The organism is Streptomyces sp. NPDC002577, assembly GCF_053594815.1.
Genome location: NZ_JBSFWK010000034.1, coordinates 66232 through 83499, shown reverse-complemented (window position 1 = coordinate 83499; position 17268 = coordinate 66232). Strand labels below are relative to the sequence as shown.

Sequence of the window (17268 nt, the reverse complement as noted above, 5' to 3'; positions counted from 1 at the left end):
ATAGCAATTCACCACTCTAGGTGAATTGTTGTTCACCAGCCAGAGTTTGCCGGCCGGAGTACGCCGGACAGGGTTGTTTCCGCTTGCCGTCCGTCGACCGAAGACGCCTCAGGGCGTGCCGACGCGGGCGATGAGGATCGCGATGTCGTCTTCCGCGGGGGTCGCGGCGAGATGCGTGACCAGGGTGTCGCAGAGGCCCGGCGGCGGCTGACCGGAGTTGCCGAGCAGATCGGTGAGTTCCGTCAGGCGTTCGTCGAGGTCGCGTCCGCGGGCTTCGATGAGGCCGTCGGTGTAGAGGACGAGCAGGCTTCCCGGCGGGAGGGCGACTTCGGTGGTCGTGAAGGTGATGCCGCCGATGCCCAGCGGTGCGCCGGAAGGCAGGTCGAGCAGGCGGGCGGTGCCGTCCGGTGTGATCACGGCGGGCGGGGGATGTCCGGCGCGGGCGAACCGGCAGCGGTTGGTCGAGGTGTCGCACACGACGTACAGACAGGTGGCCAGCAGCGGGTCGTCGAGTTCCTGCATCGCATGGTCGAGGTGGTCAAGGAGCTGGTCGGGCGGCAGGTCGAGACGGGACAGCGCCCGCACCGTGGTGCGCATCTGGCCCATCACGGCGGCGGCGGTGATGCCGTGGCCCATGACGTCACCGATGACGAGTGCGGCTCTGTCCGGGGTGATCTCGGTGACGTCGTACCAGTCGCCGCCGATCTCGTTGACGTCGGACGCCGGGCGGTAGCAGTGGGCGATCTCCATGCCCGCCGGGGCCTGGGGGCGGCGCGGCAGCATGCTGCGCTGCAGGGTGAGTGCGGTGTCGTGCTCCCGGTGGTACAGCCGCGCGTTGTCGATGCAGATGGCGGCGTGTGCGGCCAGGTCGCCCGCGAGCGTGAGGTCGGCGGCGTCGAAGGCGGTGGGTTCGTCCGCCCGCAGGAAGGTGGCCACGCCCAGGACGAGGCCACGCGCGATGAGCGGCACCATCATCAGGGAGTGGACACCCAGGCGGCGGATCCGTTCGGGTGTGGGGGTGTATCGGGCGGCCGGCGCGACGGCGCGGGCGTCGACGCGCGGGAGCAGATAGGGGCGGCGGTCGACGAGTGCCTGCACGTAGGGCGCGGCGGCGGGAAAGTGCAGGATACGGCCGACGGGAGCGAGGACGTCGGCGACCACTGATCCGTACACGGGCGCCTTCCCCAGGCGGCGCAGGGCGGCACCCGCGGCCAGGCCGCTCAGCGGTTCGGCGGCCTCGCTGACGGTCCGCAGGACGTCGACGGTGGCGATGTCGGCGAGCCGGGGAACGGTGAGGTCGGCGAGTTCCTGCCCGGTGCGGGCTACGTCGAGTGTGGAACCGACCCGCAGTGTCGCCTCGTTGAGCATGGCCACGCGCCGGCGGGCGGCGGCGCTGTCCAGGTCGTCCTGCTCGTCGCCGGTGATGTCGATGAGCGAGCCGCTGATGCCGAGCGGCCGCCCGTCGGGGCCGTCGAGGCGGAAGTACGAGCACGACCAGACGCGCTCGCGGTGCGGATCGGCGGGCGTACGGCCGATGCGGCGGAAGTTCACCACCGGCTCGCCGGTGTCCAGCACCCGGCGCATCGCCGCCTCCATCTGCTCGGAGTTGACGCCCGGCAGCACCTCGGACAGACGCCGGCCCAGATGCGCTGCCGCGGGCAGACCGTTCATGGCTTCCATTGCGGGATTGATCTGCCGGAACCGCAGCTCGGTGTCGAAGAAGGCCAGGCCGAGGGGCGAGCCCGTGAACCACTCCTCCGGCAGTGCCTGCCCACTGCGCGTCCGCTGAACATCACGGGCGTCCGCCGCCAGGCACAGCAAGTCCCGGTCCTGACGGCCGGGGCCGGTGACCGGGCACACCCACACCTCCAGCCGGACGGTGCGGCCGGTCTTGTGGCGCACGGGAATGGACCCGGTCGCGCTGCGCCCGGCGGCGACGGCCTCCCGCAGGGCTCGGAGCGCGGCCTGGCCCTGCGGGTGCACGAACTCGGCGCTGTCATGGCCGAGGACCTCCTCGGCCGCGTATCCGAGCAGCTCGGGGGTGGCCTGGGCCCACTGCAGTACGTGTCCGCCGCGGTCGAGGACGAGAAGGGCGACCGGCAGCACGTCCCACCAGGCCTCGGCCTGCTCGTCGACCAGGGCTCTCCCGTCCCCCGCCGGACTGGGATCCGGCATAGCAGATCCTCCACGAAGCGGCTGGTCCTGCCTCCCTTTCAGTATGAACCGGTACGCACATCCGCGGCGCCCGTATGCGCATCGGCAGGGCGACGGTGGCGGGCACCGTGGGCACGGACGTCACTCGTGTGCGGACGTCATGCGAAGGCGAGGACCAGGGCGGCGCCGATGGCACCGAGGCCCAGGGCCACGCCCGCTGGTAGCCATCCGCCGTTGCGCCAGCGGAACGGGCGGTCCAGCGAGAGCATGCCGGGGCCCACAGCGGCGATGGCGATCGCCGCGGCCGTGATGACCAGCGGATACTCCAGGCCACCGGCATGCGCCCACAGACCCTTCGGCGCCGTCGTGGCCATGGCGTTGATCATGACGCCGACCACGGCCGCCGCGGCCAGCGGGGTGAGCAGGCCGACAGCCAGACCGAGCCCGCCGAGGAACTCCGAGGCACCGGCGAGGCCGGCGAAGAAGTCACCGGGTTTGTAGCCGAGATCGGCGAAGCCTTTGCCGGTCGCGGTCAGCCCGGGGCCGCCGAAGATGCCGAACAATTTCTGCGCGCCGTGCCCCGCCAGCAGCAGACCCACGGCGAGGCGGAGCAGAAGGATTCCGGCGTCGGCGGCGGACGGGGACAGCGGTTGCGAAGTGGCGGCCTCCGGACGGGACGCGGCCCGGAGCCGCTGAGCGGTCACTCTCATCGATGGTTCGCTTTCTGTACCGACTGCCCCCGGGCGGCGACGCAGGGCTTCCATGGCCGGGGGCGGGGTGCCGACGGGTGCGCTTGCCTCATTCACCAGCCCGGCCCGGCATAGCGACGAATTACTGACTTCTACGGAAGGTCGGCCGGCGCCGTCGGGTGCGAGGTCGGACCAAGCCGAGCACACAGGAGATACGAGACGGAAGCGCCGGATGGATTGCCCCGGTCGGCCCAAGCACTGGATCATGCGGCGGTATCCGGGAGTACCGAAGGATGATCTTCCCTGGTGGCCGGAATCCCCTGGTCGATACGCACCGTATATACGGGTATGCAGAGGTTCAGGTTCCCGGTGGGCCGTCTCTCGGACGAGGCCCTGCTGTCCGGCCTGGCCACGGGCGATCCGGAGCTCGCCGTCACCTTCGTACGGCGGTTCCAGCACACCGTCTTCGGCGTCGCCATCGCCGTGACCGGCGACCCGCAGCTCGCCGAGGACATCGCCCAGCAGACGTTCGAGCGCGCGTGGCGGCACGCGCAGATCTACGACTCCCGCCGCGGATCGGTGACGACCTGGCTGACGACGATCGCACACAACCTCGCCATCGACGCAATCCGTTCACGCAGGCCCGAGCCGGTGGCGCCGGAGGACCTCGACGCGCTCCTCGGCGTCGTGACCGAGACCCCCGAGCAGCGTGCGCTGGCCGACGACGCGTCGGCCAGGCTGCGCGCCGCCGTGGCACAGCTGCCGCGCGAACAGGGCCGCGCCCTGGTGATGGCAGGCATCTACGGCATGACGGCCCAGCAGATCGCCGACCGGGAGCACATCCCCCTCGGAACGGCCAAGACCCGCATCAGGACAGCGATGGGCAAGCTGCGGACCACGCTCACGTCCCCGAAGCGAGGCGACCATGTCCAATGACGTGACCTGCGAAACGCTGCAGGAGAACGGCGCCGAGCTGGCTCTGGGCGTGCTGCCGGGCCGGGAGCGGGCCGAGGCTGTCGCGCATCTGGACCGCTGCGCGGACTGCCGGGAGTACGTCGAGCAGCTGACTCTCGTCGGCGACGGCCTCATCGGCCTGCTGCCGGGCAGCGAGCCGCCGGTGGGGTTCGAGTCGAGGGTGGCGCGGGCGTTGACCCGGGCATCGGCCGGGCGCGATGGACCCCTGGCCGCGCACGGCCTCGCCCGCGTGCGCAGGGGATTCCGCTGGCGTGGATACGGATCTCGACGGGTACGGCTCCGGGTCGCCGCCGCAGCGGCCGCCCTGGCGCTCGCCTGCGGCTTCGGCGGCTGGGCCGTCGGTACGGCCGTCGAGACCTGGACGGCAGCCCCCTCGCACCCGGCTGAGTCCACGTCCGGCCTGTTGTGGGCGAACGTGACCGGAGTCGGTCCCGGCCGGCCCCACGCCGGTGAGATCTTCGCCTATGCCGGGTCGCCGGGCTGGGTGTACATGTCCGTGGACTTCGCCGACGCCGGGATCTCGTACAACGGGAAGGTCACCTGCCTGCTGGCGAGCAAGGACGGCACCAATGTAAAAGTAGGCACGTTCGACGTCCGGGACGGATACGGCTACTGGGGCGCCCCGGCCCCCGTGGACCCGTCCACGCTCTCCCACGTCCGTCTGATCTCCGCCGACGGCACCGTCCTGGCCGAGGCGCACTTCAAGGCGGCCTAGGCGGGCAGGGCTGGGGCTTCGGCGGCTCCTTCGACGTCGAGGCCGTCGATCCCTGGAACGTGCAGGGACGCTACGGCTGGATCGGCGGCACCGGCAAGACGGCACACCTCACCCCGTCCACGGGCGCGGTCACCGTCCTGCTGACCCAGGTTGAGATGTCCGGACCGACCCCGCTGCCTCTGATGCGGGACTTCTGGCGGTACGCGGCCGGCCTTTGACCCGGATCAGCTGTGACGGGCAGCGGTGACGGTCAGTGGCTCTCGAGTGGCGTGCGCCTGTGGCTCAGAAGGCGTACGGACCGAAGCGGCCCCATGCGACGACGGCTGCCAGGACGAGCAGCACGAGGGGCGCCGCGATGGCCTGGTTCTCCTTGCGGCGCACGTGCACGACGACCGCGCCCACCATGGTGACGGCCAGTCCCACGGCCGCCCAGGCCACCAGCGCCGGGGCGATGTCCAGTGCGGCCGGGAGTATGAGGCCGAGGGCGCCGAGCGCCTCGGCGGCGCCGATCGCCTTGACGGCGCCGGGGGAGAAGTCCCCGGCCCACGCCATGCCGGAGGCGGCGAGCTTCTCGCGGGGCTGGGAGACCTTCATCAGACCGGCGGCGAGGAAGCCGGCGGCGAGGATGCTCGCAATGATCCACAGGGTGATGTTCATCAGGGACTTCTCTGCTCGTGGGTTGAAGGTTCAATATTGAACGCAGGAGCCGAAGGTAGTCAGCGGAGATTGAAGCGTCAAGTGATGTGACGACATTTTCGGCTTGACCCTTCAATCGCGAGGTGCCCGTCTCGGACTTGAGACATCAAGCTATGGTGAGCGGTATGGACACTTCGGAACCCCGCTGGCTGACCGATGAGGAGCACGAGGTCTGGATGGCGCTCGGCAGCATGCTGATCCGGCTGCCGTTCGCCCTGGACCAGCAGCTCCAGCGGGACGCGGGCATCAGCCACTTCGAGTACCAGGTGCTGGCCGGACTGTCCATGGCGCCGGAGCGCACACTGCGGATGAGCGATCTGGCCTTCTTCGCGGACGGCTCGCTGTCGCGTCTGTCGCATGTGGTGAAGCGGCTGGAGAAGCAGGGCTGGGTGCGCCGAACCGCTGACCCGGTCAACGGCCGCTACACGCTGGCCATCCTCACCGACACCGGCTGGGACAAGGTCGTGGCCACCGCCCCCGGCCATGTCGAAGAGGCGCGGCGCCTGGTGTTCGACCCGCTGACCAAGGCCCAGCAGAAGCAGCTCCGGGAGATCGGCCACAGGATCGGCAAGGCGATCGGCCCGGACGCCTGCGACGCTCATCAGCCTTGACGCTCATCAGCCTGGACGCGCCGCCCGACGTTCAGCGTCAAGCGCCGACGAACGCTCGGCGTTGACGTGCTGCCGATCGTCCAGCTCTGACGCGGTGCCCGTCCGTCGACCGGCCGGCACCCCCGCGTACCGCAAGAGGCCGAACACCCCCGCCTCCCGACCAGAACCCACCGCCCAGGACCGGGACGCCGTCACCCGAGGGCGGCCCGACCCCATACTGCTGGAGCACCCCGTGAACTCCCTGCTCAACCCGGACATACCGGCCGGCGCCTACGACGCCTTCCTGCCCGGCGCCCTGCCCCGGGCCCGCGCCCAGCGCGAGTGGAGCCCCGCCGACGGACCCCTGCCCGCCCTTTACCTCAGCCACGGCGCGCCTCCGCTGTTCGACGACGGACCCTGGATCCGGGAGTTGTTCGACTGGGCCCAGTCCCTGCCCAAGCCCAGAGCCATACTGATCGTCTCCGCCCACTGGGAGAACGCACCGCTCTCGCTCTCCGCACCGGCCGCGCACACACCGTTGGTCTACGACTTCGGCGGCTTCCACCCGCGCTACTACCAGCTGCGCTACGACACCCCCGACGCCCACGGCCTCACCCGGCGGGTCGCGGCGATGATGCCCGACGGCGAACCGCTCCACCAGCACACGCATCGCGGCCTCGACCACGGCGCCTGGGTCCCGCTGATGGCCATGTATCCGCTGGCGGACATCCCGGTCCTCCAGCTGTCCATGCCCACCCACGATCCCGCCCGCCTCCTCGACATCGGCCGCCGCCTCGCCCCGCTGCGCGAGGAAGGCGTCCTCGTCATCGGCTCCGGCTTCATGACCCACGGTCTGCCGTTCATCACCCGCGACATGCTCAGCGGTGCGGTCCCCGCCTGGTCCTCCGACTTCGACACGTGGGCCGCCGAAGCCCTGGCCCGCGGCGACGTCGACGAACTCGCCGCCTATGCCACCCGCGCCCCCGGCATGCCGTACGCCCACCCCACCCCGGACCACTTCCTGCCCGTCTTCATCGCCTTGGGCGCCGCCGAGAACCCCGAGCAGCCTGCCCGCAGCGTCATCGACGGCTTCATGATGGGCTTCGCCAAGCGGTCCTTCCAGATCATGTGAGTCCGGCCCGCCGACCGCTCGCCGCTGCCGGCGCGTCAGAGGCCGCTCGCCGGGTTCCTCGGCCCGCGCAGCATCGTGTCGAAGATGGCGGCGAGTTCCAGAACAGTCGGCCGGGCGGCCGGTTCCGGGCTCAGACAGCTGTCGATGGCCAGCGCGAGATCATGCGGCAGGCGTCGACGGGAGGTTATCGGCGGCGCAGTGCCTTCCAGTTGCGGATACCAGTCGTCGCCGCCACTCGTGTCACCGCCCTGAGTGACCGAGCCGGCGGCGTCGCTCCCGGACACGGTCTCTCCGGTGTCGAACGGCGTGTCGCCCGTTGCGACTTCGTACAACGTGACGCCGATGCCCCACACGTCGGCGGCTGCCGACAGCGGTCCGCCGCGCGCCTGTTCGGGGGCGAGACAGCAGAACGTGCCGATGCCCGGCGGCGCGATGCCGGGCGGCCGCGCGACGCTGAGGTCCAGCACCTTGGCGTGTCCGCAGTCGACCACGACGTTGGACGGCTTGAGATCCAGGTGGAGCAGGTCCTGGCCATGGAGATAGTGGATCGCGGAACACAGCTGCACGCCGAGGAGCGCCACGTCCCGCGCGGCGGGCCGGCGCCGCAGCCGGTGGATGAGGTGGGACAGCGTCTCGCCGGTCAGCGTCTCCAGTACGACGAGCGGTTCCGGCGACTCGACGATCTCGTAGGCGCGGACCAGGTGCGGATGCGTGAACGCCCGGAGCCAGCGGCCCTCACGCAGCAGCCGTCGCTTTAGGGGCGCCTCGTGGCGGCGGTCGGGCCGCACCGTCTTGGCCACGCACCGGCAGTGCCGTTCCTCGCTCCAGGTGTCGTAGAGATCGAGCCAGCCGGTGCGGGCCAGATGCGCCAGGATCTCGTAGCCGGGCGCGGGGCTGGTCCCGGGCGCCAGAGTGGCCGCGGGAGCAGCGGCGCCGCCGTGCGTCATGGGAGCGCCTTCCCCGTGCTCAGAGAATCGGAGGGACCGGCCCGCATGGGGCCGGCGATCTCGTGCAGCCGGTGCAGCCGGGCGTAGGACCCGTCGCGCAGCACCAGTTCGTCGTGAGTGCCGGACTCGACGACCCGGCCGCGGTCGAGGACGACGATCCACGTGGCGTCGCGGACGGTGAGCAGATTGTGCGAGATGACGACGGTGGTGCGCCCGGTCATCAGCCGGCGCAGCGGTTCCATGATCCGTCGGCCCGACTGGGCGTCCAGGCCCGTGGTCGGCTCGTCGAGCAGCAGGACCGGCGCGTCCCTGATCATCGCGCGGGCGATCGCCAGGCGCTGGCGCTGCCCGCCCGAGAGCGTGCGGCCCCGCTGCCCCACCACGGTGTCGTAGCCGTCGGGCAGCAGCTGGATGAAGCCGTGCGCATCGGCGGTGCGGGCCGCCGCCACGATGTCCGCCTCCGTCGCGTCCGGGCGTCCGTAGGCGATGTTCTCCCGCACGGTGCCGTGGAACACGAGCGTCTCCTGCAGCACCACCGCGACGTTCTCCCGCAGCTCGGACAGGCGCAGGTCCCGCAGATCGACACCGTCGAGGCGGACCACCCCCTGGTCGGGGTCGTAGAAGCGCAACTGCAGCTTCGCGACGGTGGACTTGCCGGCGCCGCTCGCGCCGACCAGCGCCAGCGTCCCGCCGGGCGCCACGTGGAACGACACGCCGGACAGCGCCCACCGGGACGTATCCGGATAACGGAACGACACACCGTCGAACTCGACGTCGCCCCGCGCACGCCCGATCCGCCGGGCATGCGCGGGCTCGGTGACCTGGGGGCGCTGGTCGAGCAGCTCGATGATCCGTTCGGCGGAGGCGGAGGCCGCGTAGAACGTGTTGGTGAGCTGGGAGAGATCGCGAATCGGGCTGTAGAGCCTGCTGAGCAGCGCGATGAACACCAGCAGCCCGCCGAGCGTGAGTTCCCCTTGCGCCAGCTTCCAGGTGCCGAGGCCCATGACCGCCAGCGCGCCGGCCAGTTCGATGACGTTGACGATCGGCTCGTAGACGGCGTGGATCCGCGCCGAGGCCATCGCCGCCCGGAACTTGCCGGCGCTCTCCCGGTCGAACCTGCTCTCCTCCCACCCCTGGCGGTTGTACGCCTGTACCAGGGCGACGTTGCCGAGCGACTCCTCGGCGATCGCGCTGAGCGAACCGCTGCGCCGCCTGCGCTCGCGCGACGCGGCCTTGATGAGCCGGGAGAAGTGCCGGGCCGCGCGCCAGAACAGCGGCGCGATGACGAGGGCGAGCAGCGTGAGATCCCACTGCAGATAGAACAGCAGGCCGAGATAGACACCCAGTTGGATCACGTAATACAGGGCGTTCGCCACGCCCGACAGCAGGAATGTCTCCACCGCGTCGACATCGCCCGTAACACGCGCCAGTACGTCCCCCAGCCGCCGCCGCTCGAAGAACCCGAGCGACAGGCTCTGGACGTGCCGGAACACATCCGACCGCAGCGCGAGCAGGAAGCGCTCGCTGACCCAGGTGGACAGCACGTCGTCGGCGAAGTCCAGGACCCCGGAGCAGACGATGAGTCCAAGGTAGGCCAGGGCGATCCAGAGGAAAGGACGCAGGTCACGCGGGACCAGGACATCGTCCACCACGATCTTGAAGAGCCAGACCTCGGCCCCGTCGATGACCGGCCCGACCACGCTGAAGGCGAGTATGGGCACAAGCCAGCGCCGACCGCCGCGCGTATAGGGCCAGAACCGCCGGAACACCTCGCGCGGGGGGACGGGCGGGGCGGCGGCGACAACGGCATCGGGGTCCTCGGCCACCGACAGCAGGCGCCGCACAAGAGGCCGCCAGGTAGGCCGGCGGGCTGACCGCCGCCAGGCAGACCGCAGAGCCGACCGCAAGGCAGGCGCAGAGAGACGCGCCATGGCAGGCGTTCCTCAGGAGACGAGACCACGGAGAGAGGGGACCACGGGCCGAGCGGACCGAGAGCTCCCGCCTCGGGGCTCCGGTCCGCTCATCCCTCAATTGCCGGTCACTATCAGTAACCGTGGTTGTGGTTGTGGTTGTGACGACCGTGGCCGTGGCCGTGGCCGTGGCCGTGGTCGTGGCCGTGCCCGTGGCCGTGCCCGTGCCCGTGGCCGTGGTCGTCTCCGTGCGACGACCTGTCATTCCTGTCGTGGTCCCCGTGATCCCGCATTGCGGGACATAGACCACTGAAGATCAGCATGAGCTTCCCTCTTCCAACGTGCCCCCGCCTCCAACCTGCCCCCGAACGAGATACGTCCGAGAGCCGCAGTTGGATGGCATTTGCGGGAAATTGGGGGGAACCTGCATGTCACATGTCACAACGGCCGCAGCCGACACCACCGCCCGCCACCTCTGCGCCCCTTCGGCCCCGTTTCAGGAGGCGACGTCTGCCTTCGCCTCCACGGGCCTGCCGGGGGCGGGGGACCGGTCCAGCAAGGCGCTCCTTGTCGCCGATGGTCCGGAGGCATCATGAAAGAGGGGCTCACAATTGTCCGCCATGTGGGGGTTTCGTCTGTTGGGAGGCCGTCATGAAGACCGTCGACCGTTACCGGCTGAAGTTCACCGATCGGTCAACGGGGGCCGGCGTCGTGACGGACGAGGTGATCGTCGAGCGTACGGACGCTGTGGGGCCGGGCGGGCATCCGGTGTACAGCGATCCCACGGGCATACTCCGTGCCGAGATCAGCCCGGCGGGCGAGGTGCGCATGCTGGCCACCGGGGTCTATCAGTCGCCCCAGGCACCCACCGTAGAACCGCTGCCCTGACAGGCCCGCACCCCTGGGAGTGCCGGCCGTGTGCGGCGGCGTGATGCGGGGCTGGGCAGCTGTCGAAGGCCGATCCGGCCATGCTTGCCCTGCCCCGGTGCGGCTGCTCTGATGGGTGGCCGTGACGGCAGCAAGCCCGGCCGAGACGGTCGAAGCGGTGTTCAGGATCGAGTCGGCGCGGATTATCGCAGGTGTCACCCGCATCGTGCGAGACGTGGGGATCGCCGAGGAACTCGCGCAGGACGCCCTGGTCGCCGCGCTGGAGCAGTGGCCGGAGTCAGGCGTGCCGGACAGGCCGGGCGCCTGGCTCATGGCCACCGCCAAGCACCGCGCGATCGATCTCATACGCCGCAAGGAGACGTACGCGCGCAAACTCGCCGAGGTGGGGCGGGCGCTGGAGGACGTGCCGCCGCCCGAGCCGCCGGAGGCCGACGACATCGACGACGATCTGCTTCGGTTGATCTTCACCGCGTGTCACCCCGTGCTCTCGCCCGAGGCGCGCATCGCGCTCACCCTGCGCCTGCTGGGCGGGCTGACGACGGACGAGATCGCCCGTGCGTTCCTCGCCTCGGAACCGACGGTCGCCCAGAGGATCGTCCGCGCGAAACGGACGCTCGCCAAGGCGCGGGTCCCCTTCGAGGTTCCCTGCGGCGCCGAGCGAGCCGTTCGCCTCGCGTCGGTTCTCGAGGTCATCTACCTCATCTTCAACGAGGGGTACTCCGCCACGGCAGGCGACAACCTCGTACGACCGGCCCTGTGCGAGGACGGGCTCCGCCTGGCGCGTGTCCTGGCGGGCCTGATGCCCCAGGAGCCCGAAGTCCATGGCCTGGCCGCACTGCTGGAGTTCCAGGCCTCCCGTATCGCGGCCCGCACGGGACCCGACGGCGAGCCGGTGCTGCTGGCCGACCAGAACCGCTCCAAGTGGAATCGCCTGCTCATCCGCCGCGGCATCGAGGCCCTGCAGCGCGCGGGCCGCGGCCCGTACTCCGTGCAGGCCGCGATCGCCGCATGCCACGCACAGGCGGTTCGCTACGAGGACACGGACTGGACGACGATCGCCGCCCTGTACGGCCGGCTGGCGGCCCTGACCCCCTCCCCGGTCGTGGAGCTGAACCGGGCGGTCGCCGTCGCGATGTCGGAGGGCCCCGCGGCCGGCCTGCAGCTGGTCGACGCCTTGGCGGACGAACCGGCCCTCAAGGATTACCACCTGCTGCCGAGCGTCCGCGGGGATCTCCTGGAACGCCTCGGGAGAAGCGAGGAGGCGCGCGCGGAGTTCACGAGGGCGGCGTCCCTGACCCGGAACGCCCGCGAGAGGGAGCTGCTCATGGAACGTGCGGCAGGCCGGGACAGGGGAGCGGGAGGCGGCTGACCAGCGGACCGCTCCGCGTGTCTCGTACGCCGCTGGTTCGGTCGCATTATTCCGGGTATGCGGAGATTGTTCCGTTCCGCCCGAACTGCTCATCCTTGGGAGAGATGTAATGGCCAGGAAAGACAAGGCCTCGAACGCCGCCCAGAAGATGAAAGGCAAGGCGAAAGAAACAGCCGGCAAGCTGACCGACGACGAGAGCCTGGAGGCCAAGGGCAAGGCCGAGCAGGTCAAAGGCGACGTCAAGCAGGCCGGAGAGAACGTGAAGGACGCGTTCAAGCATGGGCGGTGATCCGCGAAACGCCGCGTTCCTTCAAGCCTGGACGCTTCACCGGCGTCCAGGCTTCCGCGCACCCGGGATTTCCGCCCGGTTGCGCGGTCCGGCGACTCGTGGCCTGAAGAGCGGGCCGCGGACAAGGGGGGAGACGGAGCAGGGAGGCCGACGTGACACTTGAGGCCGAAGCGACCGCGGGCAGGTCCGGCTCTCCGGGCGGAACCCCGGACGCCGCGATCGCCGGTACGAACCCCGGCTCCAGCCGCTATCTGCCGGTCGCCGAACACGGCCTGATCGGCGATCTGCGGAGCGCGGCGCTGGTCGGCACGAACGGGACCATCGACTGGTACTGCTGCCCGCGCTTCGACGCGCCCAGCATCTTCGCCTCGATCCTCGACGCCGACAAGGGAGGGTCCTTCGAACTCGCAGCGGACGTCCCGGCGCGCACGAAGCAGTTCTACTTCCCCGACACGAACGTGCTGATCACCCGCTTCTTCGCGGACGACGGAGTCGGCGAGATCCAGGACTTCATGCCGGTCGTCGACGACTCACGCGAGGCCGACCGGCACCGGCTGATCCGCCGCGTGATGTGCGTACGAGGGTCGCTGCCGTTCCGCGCCCGTGTGGCCCCCCGCTTCGAGTACGGGGCACAGCCGCACACCGTGCACGTGCAGGACGGCCAGGCGATCTTCGAGGCGCCGTCGCTGGCCCTCGCGCTGACGTCCACGGTGCCGATCGAGGTCAGCGGCCAGGACGTGTGGTCGCTGTTCAAGCTGCACGAGGGTGAGTCCGCGGTGTTCGCCCTCGACCGGGTCGGCGGGGGTGTGGCACCGCGTTTCTGCGCTCTGTCCGAGGCGGAACAGCAATTCAACGCCACCGTGTGCTACTGGCGGCGCTGGGTGTCGCGGTCCCGCTACCGGGGCCGCTGGCGGGAGATGGTGCACCGCTCCGCCCTGACCCTGAAGCTGCTCACCTACGCCCCGACGGGCGCCATCATCGCCGCGCCGACCACCAGCCTGCCCGAACAGGTAGGCGGCCAGCGCAACTGGGACTACCGCTACGTATGGATCCGTGACGCCGCGTTCTGCGTCTACGCGCTGCTCAGGCTGGGCTTCACCGATGAGGCCGAGGCGTTCATGGGCTTTCTGTCCGAGAATGCCCACCTGGAAGTGACCGACGCGCACTGCTCCACAGGTCCCCTGCAGATCATGTACGGCATCGACGGGAGCCATGAGCTGCCCGAGCAGGAGCTGTCCCATCTCGAGGGATACCGGGGTTCAGCGCCGGTGCGCGTCGGCAACGACGCCGTCAGCCAGCTGCAGCTGGACATCTACGGGGCGCTGATCGACTCCCTCTACCTCTACGACAAGTGGGGGCACCCCATCTCCAGTGGGCACTGGGACAGGATCTGCGAGCTGGTCGACTGGGTGTGCGGCCACTGGGACCAGCCCGACGAAGGGGTCTGGGAGACCCGCGGCGGACGAAAGTCCTTCCTCTACTCGCGTCTGATGTGCTGGGTGGCGATCGAACGGGCCATGCGCCTCGCCCGGCACCGCGGCCTGCCCGCCGACATGGTCCGCTGGGGACAGGCCCGGGACGCGATCTACCACCGCATCATGCGCGACTTCTGGTCCGACGAGCGGAACGCCTTCGTCCAGTACGAGGGAGGCCACGTCCTCGACGCGTCCGTGCTGATGATGCCCATGGCGAAGTTCATCTCGCCCACCGACCCGAAGTGGCTCGCCACGCTGGACGCACTGGGTGACGACCTCGTCTCCGACTCGCTGGTCTACCGCTACGACCCGCAGGCCAGCCCCGATGGACTGCGCGGCGAGGAGGGCACCTTCTCCATCTGCTCGTTCTGGTACGTCGAGGCACTGGCCCGCGCCGGGCGCCTGGACGACGCCCGGCTCGCGTTCGAGAAGATGCTCACGTACGCCAACCACGTCGGCCTGTACGCCGAGGAGGTCGGCCACACCGGCGAGCAGATCGGCAACTTCCCCCAGGCCTTCACTCACCTGTCCCTGATCAGCGCGGCCTTCAACCTCGACCGCGCCCTCGGGTAGCCGAGCGGTCAGTCGGCGCCGGAACGCGCGTCGCCGGAGCGACGGCATGGACGTGATGGTGATCGTCACCGTGCTCACTCTGGAGGTCGTCACGTCGCGTCGGTGAACACCGAAAGGTATCCGCGGGCCTGCCCGGTCGCCGTGGGGTGGTACGACTCCGTGATCGCCAGCCAGTTGACGCTGCGCATCCACGGCCTCGCGGAGCAGATCTCGTGTCCGGAGAAGGCGGCCCTGACGTCGCCGAAGGTGAACCCGTGGTCGGCGGCACGCTTCGCGGTCACGGCGTTCAGATGGTCCACGCCCCGGTTGATGGCGGCCCGCGAGGTCTCCGAGAGGCCCCCCACACAGTTGCCGTCCAGCTCGTACAGGTGCGGGTAGCCGAGCACCACGACGTGAGCGGCCGGGGCCTTCGTCCTGATGGCCCTGTAGAGACGGTCGAGATTGCCGGGCAGTGTGTCGTCCATGTAGGTGCGCGCCCGGGAGACGGCGGTGAGGCATGCGTGGGAGCCCTGCAGCACACACGTCTTCATGACGTCCGCGAAGCCCGCGTCGCTTCCGCCGACGGTGATGCTGACGAGGCCGGTTCGCCTGTTGAGCGGGCCGAGTTGGCTGCGCAGGACATCGGTCGTATGAGCGCCGTTGCAGGCCCTGAAGCTGAACGACGACGGGGAATGGTCGCCGGCCCACAGGACGGGATACGCCCGGCGGCTGCGCAGGCACTCCACGCTGGAGCCGATGTAGCTGCCGGCCCCTACACCGGCGGAGTAGGAGTCACCGAGGGCGACATAGCCGGTCGCCGCCTCCTCTGAGGACGACTGCGCCGTCGCGGCGCCGGTGACGGCGCAGGCGACGGCGAGGACGAGCGAGGACACGTATGCCGCGATTCGGGGCTTTCTCATAACCCTCGATTAGCATGATCCGTCCGCCCCGACTGTCATGGCCTGCAACCCGTTTGCTGTTCCGTCGAGGAGTGTCGGGCGCGCCGCGACTCATCAACGTCCCCACATCTGCGGGGACTTCGGCTGTCCTCGGCGAGCCGGCCGTCGTGACGGACTTCGAGCCGACGTCGCCCGGAGAGCCGTCACTCTTTCGTGGCACGCGCTGCTGCGCCGTTTTACGGGCCGAGCGGCACCGGCATCACGGAGCTTCCACGTCGGCCCATCGAGTAACCCCCTCGCTGTGGGTACGGATTCCGTGCCGGGCGGACAGGGCGGCGACGATCGGGATCCCGCGGCCGTGCTCGTCCGGCTGCAGGTCGGCAGGCCGTTCGGTGAGCGAGGCGGGACCGCCGTCGGTCACCTCGATACGCAGGGCGCGGCGCCCGTCGACCCGGGTCCAGCCCAGGCGCAGCACTGCCGGAGGGCGGGCATGGGTGACCGCGTTGGTGACCAGTTCCGAGATCACCAGGAGCGCGTCCTCAGCCGTGTCCGGAGGCAGGTCCCAGGCCGCCAAGGCGGTGCGGGCGCGTCGGCGCACGGCTGCCACGGCCTCGGGTATGTGCGGTACCGGACAGACATGCTCGATGGGGTGTCCCCTGCCGGCGTCCGCCTCCGGCGTCATCTGGGGACCAGGGAACCCGCCCAGGGCTGTGGCGCTCATCGCGCGCCTGCCACAGTCTCTCGCGGGGCACCGGGACGCGCATTCGAGCGGGGAAGCAGGCATGCCGGGTCACCGGTGCCGGTGCCGGTGACGGCGAAGGCGACCTCGCAACGGATCGCCGTCGTGCTGCTGCCCTGCGAGACCGCCGACGAGCCCGCCCCTGGGGTGTTCAACCGTGCTACCACGTGTCCTCCTGCGGAACGCCCTTCGGTGGTGACGAACATGTCGAGCGCCACCGGCGCGGTGTCGACGAGGGAACGTCGCGCGCCGCGCAATGGTAGAAATTGCGCCAATAGGGCACGCTAGGGAGCGAGGCACGGCGGGTCAATGAATGGCGGTCGGCATTACCGAACGGAGATGTCGACCATCGAACAGCAATCGAAAGATTGTGTTAAATCCGGTCAAGCCGCTCTGTGTGACGAGAGCCGTGTGCCAGGCGGCTCGACAGTGCCGAACAGCGAAGCGGAGTTACGATCGCACCATGCCCGGCGCGGTCCAGTCGATCGAGCGAGCGGCGGCGATCCTGCGTCTGCTCGCCAGCGGCCACCGCCGACTCGGGCTCGGAGAGGTGGCGGCCTCACTGGGGCTGGCGAAGGGCACCGCCCACGGCATCCTGCGCACCCTGCAGCACGTCGACTTCGTCGAGCAGGACCAGGCGACCGGAAAGTACCAGCTCGGGGCGGCCCTGCTGCACCTCGGCACCAGCTATCTCGACGTCAACGAACTGCGGTCCCGCTCCATCAACTGGGCCGACGCCCTCGCGGCCCGCAGCGGTGAAGCCGTCCGCATCGGCACACCCCTCGAGGGCCAGGTACTCATCGTCCACCACGTCTTCCGGCCCGACGACACGCTCCAGACCCTGGATGTCGGCGCTCTGCTGCCGCTGCACGCCTCCGCGCTCGGCAAGGTCCTGCTGGCCTTCGGGGCCACACCCGTGGCGCCGCTCGTGGAAGCCGGCCTGGAGGCGTACAACCGCCACACCTTGGCGACCCCCGAGGAGCTCGAGCGTGCGCTCGCCGGGATCCGGGAGGTCGGATGGGCCGCCGAGGTCCAGGAAATGATCATCGGTGAGGCCGGTATCGCCGCGCCGATCCGGGGGCAGGGCGGTTTGGTGGTGGGTGCCATCGGCGTGTCCGGCGCGGTCGAGCGCATCTGCGACACGCGGGGCCGGCCCCACCCCAATCTCGTCGCCCTGGTACGCGACGCCGCTCGCGCGGTTTCCCGGGATCTCGGGGCCGCCCGCTGGTGACGTCGTCCACGCCCTCCT

At 70.1% G+C, this 17268-nt stretch carries 16 protein-coding genes and 1 pseudogene; 10 read left to right on the top strand and 7 right to left on the bottom strand.

The window, feature by feature from the left end; genetic code table 11:
* Positions 1-108 precede the first annotated feature (108 nt).
* On the bottom strand, positions 109-2175 hold the full coding sequence (locus ACWD4J_RS31615; protein WP_451398885.1) for a SpoIIE family protein phosphatase: 2067 nt from the start codon (positions 2173-2175) through the stop codon (positions 109-111).
* 137 nt (positions 2176-2312) lie between these two features.
* Positions 2313-2864, bottom strand: a complete 552-nt coding sequence (locus ACWD4J_RS31610; protein ID WP_451398884.1) for a DoxX family protein — start codon at positions 2862-2864, stop codon at positions 2313-2315.
* Between the two features lie 327 nt (positions 2865-3191).
* Between ACWD4J_RS31610 and ACWD4J_RS31605 the strand changes: the two genes are divergently transcribed.
* From ACWD4J_RS31605 to ACWD4J_RS31595, 3 genes and pseudogenes are all read left to right on the top strand, one after another.
* Positions 3192-3779 carry an RNA polymerase sigma factor gene (locus ACWD4J_RS31605; RefSeq protein ID WP_451398883.1) on the top strand — a complete coding sequence of 196 codons (588 nt, stop codon included), beginning with the start codon at positions 3192-3194 and terminating at the stop codon, positions 3777-3779.
* Positions 3769-4533, top strand: coding sequence for a hypothetical protein (locus tag ACWD4J_RS31600; RefSeq protein ID WP_451398882.1), 765 nt, complete (start codon positions 3769-3771; stop codon positions 4531-4533). Before ACWD4J_RS31605 ends, ACWD4J_RS31600 begins: the two co-directional genes overlap by 11 nt.
* A gap of 2 nt (positions 4534-4535) precedes the next feature.
* A pseudogene (locus ACWD4J_RS31595) lies at positions 4536-4751 on the top strand (serine hydrolase domain-containing protein); the annotation flags it as partial.
* Between the two features lie 64 nt (positions 4752-4815).
* Here the strand turns inward: ACWD4J_RS31595 and ACWD4J_RS31590 are convergent.
* Positions 4816-5190: a DoxX family protein gene (locus ACWD4J_RS31590; RefSeq protein WP_451398881.1), complete on the bottom strand. Its 375-nt coding sequence runs from the start codon at positions 5188-5190 to the stop codon at positions 4816-4818.
* Between the two features lie 164 nt (positions 5191-5354).
* Here ACWD4J_RS31590 and ACWD4J_RS31585 point away from each other — a divergent pair, with 164 nt between their 5' ends.
* Positions 5355-5840, top strand: a complete 486-nt coding sequence (locus ACWD4J_RS31585; RefSeq protein WP_451398880.1) for a MarR family winged helix-turn-helix transcriptional regulator — start codon at positions 5355-5357, stop codon at positions 5838-5840.
* A 94-nt stretch (positions 5841-5934) separates the two neighbouring features.
* Positions 5935-6951 (top strand): dioxygenase family protein, encoded by a 1017-nt coding sequence (locus ACWD4J_RS31580; RefSeq protein WP_451398879.1) that lies wholly within the window; start codon positions 5935-5937, stop codon positions 6949-6951.
* 35 nt (positions 6952-6986) lie between these two features.
* On the opposite strand, the gene ACWD4J_RS31575 is transcribed toward ACWD4J_RS31580, so the two are convergent.
* Positions 6987-7898 (bottom strand): serine/threonine-protein kinase, encoded by a 912-nt coding sequence (locus tag ACWD4J_RS31575; RefSeq protein WP_451398878.1) that lies wholly within the window; start codon positions 7896-7898, stop codon positions 6987-6989.
* Complete coding sequence (locus ACWD4J_RS31570; protein WP_451398877.1) at positions 7895-9724, bottom strand: ABC transporter ATP-binding protein; 1830 nt, start codon at positions 9722-9724, stop codon at positions 7895-7897. Before ACWD4J_RS31570 ends, ACWD4J_RS31575 begins: the two co-directional genes overlap by 4 nt.
* A 735-nt stretch (positions 9725-10459) precedes the next feature.
* Between ACWD4J_RS31570 and ACWD4J_RS31565 the strand changes: the two genes are divergently transcribed.
* The 4 genes from ACWD4J_RS31565 (at position 10460) to ACWD4J_RS31550 (ending at position 14402) form a co-directional block, all read left to right on the top strand.
* Positions 10460-10696 carry a DUF6296 family protein gene (locus ACWD4J_RS31565; RefSeq protein WP_451398876.1) on the top strand — a complete coding sequence of 79 codons (237 nt, stop codon included), beginning with the start codon at positions 10460-10462 and terminating at the stop codon, positions 10694-10696.
* 115 nt (positions 10697-10811) lie between these two features.
* Positions 10812-12065 (top strand): RNA polymerase sigma factor, encoded by a 1254-nt coding sequence (locus ACWD4J_RS31560; RefSeq protein ID WP_451398875.1) that lies wholly within the window; start codon positions 10812-10814, stop codon positions 12063-12065.
* A 109-nt stretch (positions 12066-12174) separates the two neighbouring features.
* Positions 12175-12354, top strand: a complete 180-nt coding sequence (locus ACWD4J_RS31555; protein WP_451398874.1) for a CsbD family protein — start codon at positions 12175-12177, stop codon at positions 12352-12354.
* A gap of 218 nt (positions 12355-12572) precedes the next feature.
* Positions 12573-14402 carry a glycoside hydrolase family 15 protein gene (locus ACWD4J_RS31550; protein WP_451398903.1) on the top strand — a complete coding sequence of 610 codons (1830 nt, stop codon included), beginning with the start codon at positions 12573-12575 and terminating at the stop codon, positions 14400-14402.
* An 89-nt stretch (positions 14403-14491) separates the two neighbouring features.
* On the opposite strand, the gene ACWD4J_RS31545 is transcribed toward ACWD4J_RS31550, so the two are convergent.
* Positions 14492-15301, bottom strand: a complete 810-nt coding sequence (locus ACWD4J_RS31545) for an SGNH/GDSL hydrolase family protein (protein WP_451398873.1) — start codon at positions 15299-15301, stop codon at positions 14492-14494.
* A 238-nt stretch (positions 15302-15539) separates the two neighbouring features.
* Positions 15540-16001, bottom strand: coding sequence for an ATP-binding protein (locus ACWD4J_RS31540; RefSeq protein ID WP_451398872.1), 462 nt, complete (start codon positions 15999-16001; stop codon positions 15540-15542).
* Positions 16002-16482: 481 nt separating this feature from the next.
* On the opposite strand from ACWD4J_RS31540, the gene ACWD4J_RS31535 reads away from it, so the two are divergent.
* Positions 16483-17250 (top strand): IclR family transcriptional regulator, encoded by a 768-nt coding sequence (locus ACWD4J_RS31535; RefSeq protein ID WP_451398871.1) that lies wholly within the window; start codon positions 16483-16485, stop codon positions 17248-17250.
* Positions 17251-17268 lie beyond the last annotated feature (18 nt).

Excerpts from the sequence above, each read along its gene's own strand:
- ACWD4J_RS31590 (WP_451398881.1), bottom strand. The coding sequence starts at position 5,190 with ATGAACATCACCCTGTGGATCATTGCGAGCATCCTCGCCGCCGGCTTC.
- ACWD4J_RS31545 (WP_451398873.1), bottom strand. The coding sequence starts at position 15,301 with ATGAGAAAGCCCCGAATCGCGGCATACGTGTCCTCGCTCGTCCTCGCC.
- ACWD4J_RS31585 (WP_451398880.1), top strand. The coding sequence starts at position 5,355 with ATGGACACTTCGGAACCCCGCTGGCTGACCGATGAGGAGCACGAGGTC.
- ACWD4J_RS31575 (WP_451398878.1), bottom strand. The coding sequence starts at position 7,898 with ATGACGCACGGCGGCGCCGCTGCTCCCGCGGCCACTCTGGCGCCCGGG.
- ACWD4J_RS31600 (WP_451398882.1), top strand. The coding sequence starts at position 3,769 with ATGTCCAATGACGTGACCTGCGAAACGCTGCAGGAGAACGGCGCCGAG.
- ACWD4J_RS31555 (WP_451398874.1), top strand. The coding sequence starts at position 12,175 with ATGGCCAGGAAAGACAAGGCCTCGAACGCCGCCCAGAAGATGAAAGGC.
- ACWD4J_RS31615 (WP_451398885.1), bottom strand. The coding sequence starts at position 2,175 with ATGCCGGATCCCAGTCCGGCGGGGGACGGGAGAGCCCTGGTCGACGAG.
- ACWD4J_RS31610 (WP_451398884.1), bottom strand. The coding sequence starts at position 2,864 with ATGAGAGTGACCGCTCAGCGGCTCCGGGCCGCGTCCCGTCCGGAGGCC.
- ACWD4J_RS31605 (WP_451398883.1), top strand. The coding sequence starts at position 3,192 with ATGCAGAGGTTCAGGTTCCCGGTGGGCCGTCTCTCGGACGAGGCCCTG.
- ACWD4J_RS31565 (WP_451398876.1), top strand. The coding sequence starts at position 10,460 with ATGAAGACCGTCGACCGTTACCGGCTGAAGTTCACCGATCGGTCAACG.
- ACWD4J_RS31535 (WP_451398871.1), top strand. The coding sequence starts at position 16,483 with ATGCCCGGCGCGGTCCAGTCGATCGAGCGAGCGGCGGCGATCCTGCGT.
- ACWD4J_RS31540 (WP_451398872.1), bottom strand. The coding sequence starts at position 16,001 with ATGAGCGCCACAGCCCTGGGCGGGTTCCCTGGTCCCCAGATGACGCCG.